The sequence below is a fragment of the Streptomyces sp. NPDC000941 genome (genome assembly GCF_053599555.1).
Window position 1 is genome coordinate 1 of the sequence record NZ_JBSFMM010000285.1, and the last position, 12,386, is coordinate 12,386.

A 12,386-nucleotide genomic window follows, 5' to 3' on the forward strand; every position below is an offset into this window, starting at 1 on the left:
GCCGTCACGCCGCGGCGCGGCCGGGGTGCGGGCGGGCTCGTCGTCGGGCGCCTGCTCGATGATCGCGTGGGCGTTGGTGCCACTGGCGCCGAACGAGGAGATCCCGGCCCGGCGCGGCCGCCCGGTCCCCGGCCACGCGGTGGCCTCGGCGGCCAGTTCCACGGCGCCCGCGGACCAGTCCACATGCGAGGTGGGGGCGTCCAGATGGAGGGTCCTGGGCACCACGCCGTGGCGCATCGCCATGACCGTCTTGATCACGCCCGCTACGCCCGCCGCCGACTGCGTATGCCCGATGTTGGACTTGACCGAGCCGAGCAGCAAGGGCTGGTCGGGGTTGCGGTCCTGGCCGTACGTGGCCAGCAGCGCCTGGGCCTCGATCGGGTCGCCGAGGGTGGTGCCGGTGCCGTGGGCCTCGACCACGTCCACGTCCGCGGGGGACAGTCCGGCGTTCGCGAGGGCGCGGCGGATGACCCGGCGCTGCGAGGGGCCGTTGGGGGCGGTCAGTCCGTTCGAGGCACCGTCCTGGTTGACCGCAGAGCCGCGCAGGACCGCCAGGACGTGGTGGCCGTTGCGCCGGGCGTCGGACATCCGCTCCACCACGAGCATGCCGACGCCCTCGGACCAGCCGGTGCCGTCCGCGGCCTCGGCGAACGCCTTGCACCGGCCGTCCGGGGACAGGGCGCCCATGTCGCTGAACTCCACGAAACCCACGGGCGTGGACATCACCGTCACACCGCCGGCCAGCGCCAGCGAACACTCCCCCGAGCGCAGCGCTTGGGCGGCCAGATGCAGCGCCACCAGCGACGAGGAGCAGGCGGTGTCCACGGTCACCGCCGGGCCCTCCAGCCCGAAGCTGTAGGAGAGGCGGCCGGAGATCAGGCTGGCGGCCTGCGCGGTCTGGGCGTGGCCGCGCTGGTCGGCGGGCGGGCGGTAGTCGCCGCTGGTGGCGCCGACGAAGACGCCCGTGTCGCCACCGCGCAGCGTATGCGGGTCGACACCGGCCCGCTCCAGCGCCTCCCACGCCGCCTCCAGCACCAGCCGCTGCTGCGGGTCCATCACCATGGCCTCGCGCGGCGCGATTCCGAAGAAACCCGGGTCGAAGTCGGCGGCGTCGTAGAGGAACCCGCCCGACTGGGCCGTGCTGCGCCCGCGTCCGTCCCGGGTGCCGCCGCTCAGCGTGTCGAGGTCCCAGCCGCGGTCGGTGGGCAGCTGTCCGATGGCGTCGGCCTCGTCCACGACCAGTTGCCACAGGTCTTCGGGCGAGCGTACGCCGCCGGGGTAGCGGCAGCTCATGCCGACGATCACGATCGGGTCGTCGGCGGTGCGGGCGGGCAGCGCCGCCGTGTCGTCGGCGCCGTCCAGCCCGAGCAGTTCGGCGCACAGGTGGTCGGCGAGCGCCACCGGGGTCGGGTGGTCGAAGGCGAGGGTGGTGGGCAAGGGCAGACCGGTGGCCCGGGTCAGCTGGTTGCGCAGGTCCACCGCGGTCAGCGAGTCGAACCCGAGGTCCGAGAAGGCCCGGTCGGCCTCGATCGCCTCGGCGCTCCCATGGCCCAGCACCTCGGCGACCTCGCCACGCACCAGGTCCAGCAGGACGTGGGAGCGCTGGATGCCGGGCAGGCCCAGCAGCCGGGTACGCAACTCGGCCGCCGTGCCCGTGGCGCCGGCAACGTCGGTGTCCCGCCCGGCCGCCGCGGCTGCCAGCGCCGTACGGGCCTCGGGCAGCGCGGCGAACAGCGCGCTCGGCCGTACGGCGGTGAACGCCGGGGCGAACCGGTCCCAGGCCACGTCCGCGATCGTCACCGCGGCCGGCTCGCCGTCCACCGCCCGGCCCAGCGCGGTCAGCGCCAGCCGTGGCGGCAGGGCGGGCAGTCCGCTGAGCCGCAGATGTGCCGCCATCCCGTCGGGCGTGTTGGTGGGTGACGTGTCCCAGGCGCTCCAGGCCACCGAGGTGGCCGGGGCCCCGCGCGCCCGGCGCCGGCGGGCCAGCGCTTCGAGCGCGGCGTCCACGGCCGCGTCGGCGGCCCGCCCCGCCACGCCCCATACCCCCGCGACCGAGGTGAGCAGCACGAAGGCGTCCAGGGGCCGGTCGCCCAGCAGTTCGTCGAGGTATGCCGCCGCCGCTATCCGGTCCGCCACCGCCGCCGCGAGCGGGGCGGGCCCGAGCGCGTCGATACGGTCCGTGGCGCCGGGCGCGACGGGCGACAGGTCGGGCTGTCCGGCGTGCACGACCGCGTCCGGCGGCAACTCGTCGAGCAGCGCCGCCAGGGCGTCGCGGTCGGCCTGGTCATACGCTCGCACGGTCACCCGGACGCCCGACTCGGCGAGTTCGGCGGCCAGTTCGGCGAGGTCGGGCGCGTCGGGGTCCTGCGGGCCGGTCAGCACCAGCTGCTCGGCCCCCTCCGCGGCCAGCCACCGGGCGAGCTGTCCTGTCGCATCGCCGGTGCCGCCGGTGACCCAGACGGTGCCCCGTGGCCGCCACCGCCCGTCGGGGACAGGCGCTGCGGCCCGCACCAGACGGCGGCCGAACACCCCGCCGGAGCGCACCGCGATCTGGTCCTCCGCGGGGTCGCCCGCACCGCCCGCGCCGCCCGCACCGCCCGCCAGTACGGCCGTGAGCCGGGCACGGGCCCGCTGGTCGAGAGAGCCGGGCAGGTCGACGAGACCACCCCAGCGCTCCGGGTGTTCCAGCGTGGCCACCATGCCCAGGCCCCACACCACGGCCTGCCCCGGATCCGCCGGGCCGTCACCGCGGCCCACGCGGACCGCACCCACGGTGGCGCACCACAACGGTGCCTCGATGCGCGCGTCGCCCAATGCCTGGATCAACGCGCAGGTCAGCGCGGTGGCTTCGGACCCGGTCCGCCCCCCGAGGGCGAGCAGCGACAGCACACCCGCGAACGGGCCGTTGCCGTTGCACACTTCTCCCAGCCGTGCGGCCAGGGCGGCCCGGTCGGCGTCCGCCACTTCGATGCGTACGGTGCCAGGACCCGTCGCCTCGGCGACGGCGGCCAACCACTCCTCGTCGACCACCCTGGCCTCGTCGGGAGCGGGGACGATCAGCAGCCAGATGCCTTCCAGCGCACCGGACGGCGTTCCGGCGAAGGCCGGGCCGGTCAGCGGTGTCCAGCTCGTCTCGTAGCGCCAGCCGTCCACGACGGACTCGTCGTGGCGGGACCGGCGCCAAGACGAGAGCGCGGGCACCACCGCGGTCAGCGAGTCGCCGTCCAGCTCCAGCGTGGCTGCCAGCGTCTCCAGGTCCTCCCGTTCCACGGCCGACCAGAACTCCGCGTCCACCGGGTCGGCCACCGCGTTCTCCGCCGTGCCCGGCGCCAACTCGGGCCAGAAGCGCTCGCGCTGGAAGGCGTACGTCGGCAGGGTGGTCAGGTGCGCGCCGGTGCCGCGGAAGTACGCCGCCCAGTCCACCGCCACCCCGTGCACATGCAGCGCCCCCAGCGCCGCCGTGATCTCGGCCTCCTCGTCGCGGTCCGCGCGCAGCAGCGGGGTCACCAGTGGTTCGGGCCGCTCGTCGGTCAGCGTGTGCCGGGCCATCGCGGCCAGCACCCGGTCCGGGCCCAGCTCGACAAAGGCGGTCGCGCCCGCGTCCCGCAGGGTGCGTACGCCGTCGGCGAACCGTACGGTCTCCCGCACCTGGCGCACCCAGTACGCGGGTGAGCACAGCTCCTCGGCCGTGGCGAGACGGCCGGTCAGGGTCGAGACGACGGGGATCCGCGGCTCCTGGTACGCCAGGTGTCCGGCCACCGTGGCGAACGGGTCGAGCATCGGCTCCATCAGCGGCGAGTGGAAGGCGTGCGAGACCCGCAGCCGCCTGGTCCTGCGCCCGCGGGACGCCAGCCGCGCGGCGATCCGCGCCACCGCCTCCTCGTCACCGGCGATCACCGTCGCGGCGGGGCCGTTGACCGCCGCGATGGACACCAGCTCGCCGTGTCCGGCCAGCAGCGGGGCGACCTCGTCCTCGGCGGCGTCCAGCGACACCATCGCGCCACCGGTCGGCAGCGCCTCCATCAGCCGTGCCCGCGCCGCCACCAGCCGGCACGCGTCGGCGAGCGAGAACACCCCGGCGACATGGGCCGCCGCCAGTTCCCCGATGGAGTGTCCGGCCAGCAGGTCCGGCCGTACGCCCCACGACTCCAGCAGCCGGAACAGGGCCACTTCGACGGCGAACAGGGCCGGCTGGGTGTATCCCGTACGGTCCAGCAGCTCGGCCTCGGCCGTCCCTGCGTCGGCGAAGAACACCTCCCGCAGCGGGCGGTCGAGCTCCACGTCCAGATGGGCCAGTACGTCGTCCAGCGCCTCGGCGAAGGCCGGGTAGCGGTCGTAGAGTGCTCGTCCCATACCGGGCCGCTGGCTGCCCTGGCCCGAGAAGAGGAACGCCGTCCTGCCGCCGGGGGCGCGGATCACCCCGCGGGCCGCCTCCGTGACCCCGTCGCCGGTGGCCAGCAGCACCGCGCGGTGGTCGAACGCCGGGCGGCCGGTGGCCAGGGTGTACCCCACGGCCACGGGGGACGGCCGCGGATCGCTCCTTTCAGCGAAACCATCGATGAAAGAGGTGAGCCCGTCGAGCTGCGCGCTCAAGCCCTCGGGGCCGCGGCCCGAGACCACCCATGGCACCACGGCCGGGATCTCACCGGGCTCGTGTGGCCTGGAGGGTTCGGCGGTCGGCGCCTGTTCGACGATCACATGGGCGTTGGTGCCGCTGACGCCGAAGGCCGACACGCCGGCCCGCCACGGCCGGCCCGTCCGCGGCCACGGCGTGGCCTCGCGCACCAGCGACACCGCGCCCAATGCCCAGTCCACATGCGAGGACGGCGTGTCCACATGCAGGGTCCTGGGCAGCACACCGTGTCGCATCGCCATGACCATCTTGATGACACCCGCCACCCCGGCCGCGGCCTGGGTGTGGCCGATGTTGGACTTCACGGTGCCCAGCAGCAGCGGTTCCGGGCGCTCCCGGCCGTAGGTGGCGAGCAGGGCGTGCGCCTCGATGGGGTCGCCCAGAGTGGTGCCGGTGCCGTGCGCCTCGACCGCGTCGACATCGGCCGGCGTCAGCCGCGCATCGGAGAGGGCCTGCCGGATCACCCGCTGCTGCGCGGGACCGTTGGGCGCCGTCAGCCCGTTGGACGCGCCGTCCTGGTTGACCGCGGTGCCGCGCACCACGCCCCAGACCTCGTGTCCGTTGCGTACGGCGTCCGACAGCCGCTCCAGGACCAGCACCCCGACGCCCTCGGACCAGGCGGTGCCGTCGGCGGCGTCGGCGAACGCCTTGCACCGGCCGTCCGGGGCCAGTCCGCCCTGCACGCTGAACTCGGTGAACGAGTCCGGGCTCGACATCACCGACACGCCACCGGCCAGGACGAGCGAGCACTCGCCGCGCCGCAGCGCCTGGGCCGCCCAGTGCAGCGACACCAGCGAGGACGAGCAGGCGGTGTCGACCGTGACCGCCGGACCTTCGAGCCCCAGGGTGTACGACAGCCGGCCGGACATGACGCTGGCCGTGTTGCCGGTGGCCACGTGGCCTCGCACATCGGCGGTGGCCTTGCGCAGCACACCCGCGTAGTCCTGCCCGTTGGTGCCCACGAACACGCCCGTGTCGCTGCCCCGGAGGGTGGCGGGGTCGATCCCGGCCCGCTCCAGCGCCTCCCAGGAGGTTTCCAGCAGCAGCCGCTGCTGGGGGTCCATGGCCAGGGCCTCGCGCGGGGAGATCCCGAAGAACGCGGCGTCGAAGTCGCCCACGCCGGACAGGAAGCCGCCCTCCCGCGTGGCGGAGGCGCCGCCCGCGAGCGCGTCGAGGTCCCATCCCCGGTCGGTGGGGAACGGTGTGATGCCGTCGCCGCCGTCGGCGAGCAGCCGCCACAGGTCCTCGGGCGACGCCACGCCGCCGGGGAACCGGCAGCTGACGCCGACGATGGCGATCGGGTCGTCGGCCGCGGAGGGCGCTGCCGCAGCCGCCGGGGCCAGGGCGGTGTCCGCCGCCGCGCCGAGCACTTCGGCGAGCAGGAAGTCCGCCAGCGCGTACGGCGTGGGGTAGTCGTAGACCAGGGAGGACGGCAGGGTCAGCCCGGTCTCCGCCGACAGCGCGTTGCGCAGCTCGACCGTGGTGAGCGAGTCGAAGCCCAGATCCCGGAAGGCCTGGTCGGGGGCGATGGCCGTGGTGTCGCCATGTCCGAGTACGGCGGCCACCCTGCCGCGCAGCAGGTCCAGTACGTACGCGCCGCGCTCGGCCTCGGGCAGGCCGGTCAGCCGGCCGTGCAGCCCCTGCCCGTCCGACGGCGCGCCGCCGCGACCGGTGTCCGTCGCCTCCCGGGCGCGCCGTACCTCGGGCAGGTCCGCCACCAGGGGCGCGGGCCGTGCCGTGGCGAACGCGTCGAGGAAGCGGTCCCAGTCGATGTCGGCGACGGTCAGCACCCGCTCGTCGCGTTCGAGGGCCTGTCGGAGCGCGGCGACGGCCAGCCGCGGGGGCATCGGCGTGTAGCCGCCCCGGCGTACACGGCCCTCCAGCGCCGCACCGTCGGCCACCATCCCGGCCTCGGCCCACGGTCCCCAGGCGAGGGATGTGGCGGTCAGACCGCGGTCCCGGCGGCGCTGGACCAGGGCGTCCAGATAGGCGTTGGCCGCGGCGTAGTTGCCCTGCCCCGGGGCACCAATGGTGCCCGCGACCGAGGAGAACAGAACGAACGCGGCGAGGTCGTGGTCCTCGGTCAGCTCGTCGAGGTGGCGGGCTGCCTGCGCCTTCGACCCCATCACGGAGGCGAACCGGTCCGGAGTGAGTGCGTCGACCACCCCGTCGTCCAGGACGCCGGCGGTGTGGATCACGGCCGTCAGCGGGGTGTCGGCGGGGATCCGATCCAGCACTGCGGCCAGGGCGTCCCGGTCCGCGACGTCGCAGGCCTCGACGGTGACCCGGGCGCCGAGCTCGGTCAGCTCCCGGACAAGGTCGTCCGCGCCCGGCGCGCTCGGCCCCCGACGGCTGAGGAGCACCAGATGCGCGGCGCCCTCGGCGGCCAGCCAGCGGGCGAGGTGCCCGCCGAGCGCACCGGTGCCGCCGGTGATCAGTACGGTGCCGGTCGGGGTGAACTCCCCTGATTCCACGGCCGGTTCGGCCGGGATGCGGGTCAGCCGCCGTACGTAGGCGCCGGAGGCGCGCACCGCCACCTGGTCCTCGCCGCCGGTCCGCTCCAGCACCCCGGCGAGTCGGCGTACGGCCTTCGGCTCGGGATCCGCGGGCAGATCGACAAGGCCGCCCCAGCGCTCCGGGTGTTCGAGGGCGGCCACCCGGCCAAGTCCCCACACCGCGGCCTGCGCCGGATCGAGGAGCGGCTCGGAGCGGCCGATCGACACGGCGCCCCGGGTGAGGCACCACAGCGGGGCCTCGATGCCCGCGTCGCCCAGGGCCTGGACCACGGTGGCGGCCCGTGCCGCGGCGGTGGCCGGATCGCCCTCGTCGCCGGACGTGTGGTGCGCGGGCAGCGCCAGGACGCCGGAGAACCCCGTGCCCTCGGTGTCCGTTCGCCCCAGCAGCTCGGCCAGCGTGGCCCGGTCCTCGGCCGCGGACTCGACCAGTACGGTCGGCACGCCGAGCCCGTCGAGGACCGCGCGCGCCCATGCGTCCTCGGCCGCGCCGGGCGGCGCCACGACCAGCCAGCGCCCCGAGAGCGCGGGGGCGCCGGGCGCGTTGCCGGTGACGGGTTTCCAGGTGACGCGGTAGCGCCAGCTGTCGGTGGCGGACCGGTCGCGGCGCTGTTTGCGCCAGGTCGACAGCGCGGGCACCATCGCCGTCAGCACACCGTCGTCCAGATCGAGCGCAGAGGACAGGGTTTCCAGGTCGGCCCGTTCCACGGCCGACCAGAACTCGGTGTCCTCGGCCCGCGCCGCGGCCGGCACACCGTCGCCGTCCACCCCGGCGACGGTCTCGGGCCAGAAGCGGCGGCGCTGGAACGCGTAGGTGGGCAGGTCGACGCGGTGCGCCCCGGTTCCGGCGAAGAAGGCGGTCCAGTCCACGCCGACGCCGTGGGTGTGCAGCCGCGCCAACGCGGAGACGAGCGCGGACACCTCGGCACGGCCCTTGCGCAGCACCGGGAGCAGCGCCGTCCGCGGCCGGTCCGCCAGACTCTCCTGGGCCATCGCGCTCAGCACCCCGTCGGGGCCCAGCTCCAGGAAGGCGGTGACGCCCTGCCCGGCCAGCCACTCCACCCCGTCGGCGAACCGCACGGTGCGGCGCACATGCTCCACCCAGTACTCCGGCGAGCACACCTCCTCGGCCGAGGCCGGCCCTCCGGTCAGGTTCGAGACCAGGGCGATACGCGGGGCCTCGTACGAAAGTCCCTCCGCGACCTGCCGGAACTCGGCCAGCATCGGCTCCATCAGCGGTGAGTGGAAGGCGTGGCTGACGGTCAGCCGCCGGGTCTTACGGCCCTCCTCAGCGAACCGCGCGGCGATCTGCTCGACCGCGGACTCCTCACCGGCCACCACCACCGAACGCGGCCCGTTCACCGCCGCGATCGACACTCCCTCGCCCAGCTGGGGGACGACCTCGTCCTCCGCCGCCTCGATCGCCACCATGCACCCGCCCGGGGGCAGCTCCTGCATCAGCCGGGCCCGGGCCGCCACCAGTGCGCACGCGTCGGCCTGCGACAGCACCCCCGCCACATGCGCGGCGGCGATCTCGCCGATCGAATGACCCGCCAGATAGTCGGCCGTGATCCCCCAGGATTCGACGAGGCGGTACAGCGCCACCTCGACGGCGAACAGGGCGGGCTGTGTCCAGCCCGTACGGTCCACAAGCTCCGCTTCCGTCAAACCCGCCTCGGCGAACAGCACCTCGCGCAGCGGCCGTTCGAGGTGGCCGTCCAGATGCGCGCACATTTCGTCCAGGGCCTCGGCGAACACCGGGAACGCCTCGTACAGCTCCCGGCCCATCCCGGCCCGCTGGCTGCCCTGGCCCGAGAAGAGGAACGCGGTCCGGCCACCGGCCACGCCTCCCTGGACGAGGGCGGCGTGCGGGGCTCCGTCGCGCAGCGCGGTGAGGCCGCTCAGCAGCTCCGCCCGGTCCGCCGCCACGACCGTGGCGCGCCGCTGCAGCGCGGAGCGTGTGGTGGCCAGGGAGAAAGCCACATCCTTCAGGGGCAGTTCGGGTCGTGTCTCCAGCAGCGACAGCAGCCGGGCCGCCTGGGCGCGCAGGGCCTCGTCGCCGCGGGCGGAGAGGGGGACGAAGACCGGTGCGGGGAGGGCGCCATCGTCGGTGGACTCTGCGGGCTCCGCCGCCCCGGGTGCCTGTTCGAGCACGGTGTGGGCGTTGGTGCCGCTGAGGCCGAAGGAGGAGACGGCCGCCCGCCGGGGGCGCCCGGTGGCGGGCCATTCGGCCGGTTCGGTCAGCAGCTCGATGGCGCCGGCCGACCAGTCCACGTGGGAGGAGGGCTGATCGACATGGAGGGTGGGCGGCAGCAGTCCCTGGCGCATGGCCATGACCATCTTGATCACACCGGCCATGCCGGAGGCCATCTGAGTGTGGCCGATGTTGGACTTGATCGAGCCGAGCAGCAGCGGGCGTTCACGGTCCTGCCCGTAGGTGGCCAGCAGCGCCTGGGCCTCGATCGGGTCGCCGAGCGCGGTGCCCGTGCCGTGGCCCTCGATCGCGTCGACCTCCCCGGCGGTCAGCCGGGCGTTGGCCAGGGCCTGCCGGATCACCCGCTGCTGCGCCGGGCCGTTGGGGGCGGTCAGCCCGTTCGACGCGCCGTCCTGGTTGATCGCGGAGCCGCGGACCAACGCGAGGACCGGGTGGCCGTTGCGCAGCGCGTCGGACAGCCGCTCGATCAGGACGAGCCCGACGCCCTCGGCCAGGCTCATGCCGTCGGCCGCGTCGGAGTACGCCTTGCACCGGCCGTCGGCGGCCATCGCCCGCTGCCTGCTGAAGCCCACGAACGCGCTGGGGGTGGCCATCACGCTGACACCGCCCGCCAGGGCGAGGGAGCTCTCCCCGTCACGCAGCGACTGACAGGCCAGATGCAGCGCCACCAGCGAGGACGAGCACGCCGTGTCGAGGGTGACCGCGGGGCCCTCGAGCCCGAACACATAGGACACCCGGCCCGACAGCACACTGGACAGAGTGCCAGTGATCATATGGCCCTCGGAGCCCTCGGCGGCCCCCCGCACACCCGTGGTGTAGTCCTGGTAACTGGCGCCGATGAACGTCCCGGTGTTGCTGCCGCGCAGCGTGGCCGGGTCGACACCGGCACGTTCGAACGCCTCCCACGAGGTCTCCAGCAGCAGCCGCTGCTGCGGGTCCATCGCCACGGCCTCGCGCGGCGAGATCCCGAAGAACGCGGCGTCGAAGTCGGCCACGTCGTGCAGGAAACCGCCCTGGGTGGAGTACGTCCTGCCCTTGCGGTCCGGGTCCGGATCGTAGAGGGCATCGGCATCCCAGCCGCGGTCCGCCGGGAAGCCGGTGATGCCGTCTCCTCCGCCGGCGACGAGATCCCACAGCTCCTCGGGGGAGGCCACGCCTCCCGGGTAACGGCAGCTCATGCCGATGATGGCGATGGGCTCGTCGTCGGCGACCGCGGCGGCGGGCGCGGGGCCGGACCCGGCCGGGGCGTCCCGGTCGGCAGCGATCAGCACCCGCAGATATGTGGCGAGGGCGGCCGGGCTCGGGTGGTCGAAGACCAGGGTGGTCGGCAGTGTCAGACCGGTGGCGGCGGCGAGCCGGTTGCGCAGATCCACCGCGGTCAGCGAGTCGAACCCGATGTCGCGGAAGGCCCGTTCCTCCGTAAGCGCCTCCGGCGAGCCATGTCCCAGGACCGCCGCCGCCTCGGTACGGACCAGCTCCAGCAGCAGCCGGTCCCGCTCGGCGCCGGGCAGGGACAGCAGCCTGGCCGCGAACTCACCCTGGGCGCCACCGGACGGCTCGGCGGCCTCCGCCCGCCGCTGTGCCTCGGGCACCTCGTCGAACAGGCGCGTCGGCCGCACCGAGGTGAAGACCGGGTAGTAGCGCTCCCAGTCGACATCGGCGACGACCAGCGCGGTCTCGTCGTCGTCCAGGGCCTGCCGCAGCCCGGCCAGGGCCGGTTCGGGGTCCATGAAGACCAGGCCACTGCGGCGGATCTGCTCCGGGTCGACCCGGCCCAGCCGGGTGTCATCGGACCAGATGCCCCAGGCCAGCGAGGTGGCGGGCAGTCCGCGGGCGCGGCGGTGGTCGGCGAGCGCGCCGAGGAAGGCGTTGCCCGCCACATAGGCCGCGTGGCGGCCGCTGCCCCAGGTCCCGGCCGTGGACGAGTAGAGGACGAGAGCGTCGAGTTCATCGCCGTCGAGCAGTTCGTCCAGGTGCCGGGCGCCGGCCACCTTGGCATTGATGACCTCGGCGAACTCGGCCATGGTGGTCTCGTCCAGGCTGTGCAGCGCGATGCTCGCGGCCGTGTGCACGGCGGTACGGACCGTACGGCCGTCTTCCTTGAGCCGCGACAGCAGGGCGGCGAGCGCCGCGCGGTCCGTGACATCACACGCCACGGCCTCGGTCTCGACGCCCAGCTCGGCCAGTTCGGCCACGAGCGCGGGCGCACCGGGCGCGGCCATGCCCCGCCTGCTGGTCAGCACGATGTGCTCGGCACCCTGCCCGGCGAGCCAGCGGGCCAGGTGCGGCGCCAGTGTCCCGGTGCCGCCGGTGATCAGCGTGGTCCCGCGCGGGGTCCAGGGCCGGTCCGGTTCGGTGTCGCCCGCGGACGCGCGTACGACACGCCGGGCGAGCACACCAGAGGCACGGATCGCGAGTTGGTCCTCGCCGGTGGCCCCCGCCAGCACCGCCGCCAGCCGCTGGGCGGCGCGCTGGTCGAAGGTCTCGGGCAGGTCGACCAGACCGCCCCAGCGGTCGGGGTGTTCGAGCGCGGCCGTCCAGCCTACGCCGTGCACTTGCGCCTGGACGGGGCTCACCACGCGGTCGGAGCGTCCGGTGGACACCGCGCCCCGGGTCAGGCACCACAGCGGCGCCTCGATACGAGCGTCACCGAGGGCCTGGACCAAGGCCACGGTCAGCGCGAGCCCGGTGGCCAGCGCGGGGTGGTCGCTGTGCGGTTCCTCGGCGGCGGCGACCAGGGAGACGACCCCGGCGAGGCCCAGGGAGCCGTCCTCAGAGGATGACGTGGCGTCGCTGAGGCGCGCCGCCAGCACGGCGCGGTCGGCGGCAGATTCGTCCAGCGCGAGTCGGCGTACGTCCGCGCCGTGTCCCGCGAGAGCCGCGGTCACCTCGCCGTCCGCGATGCCACCGGCGGTGACGACCAGCCAGGTGCCGGACAGCGACGCGGTGGGGACGCCGCGCAGCGGGCGCCAGGCGACCCGGTAGCGCCAGCCGTCCACGGTGGCCCGGTCCTGGCGCCGCCGGC

The 12,386-nt window shown here is 74.8% G+C and carries 1 protein-coding gene; it reads right to left on the reverse strand.

Annotation, left to right across the window (positions count from 1 at the left end; translation table 11 throughout):
* On the reverse strand, positions 1–12,386 hold a 12,386-nt coding region (locus ACWDSL_RS47640), incomplete at both ends, for a type I polyketide synthase (RefSeq protein WP_450495267.1).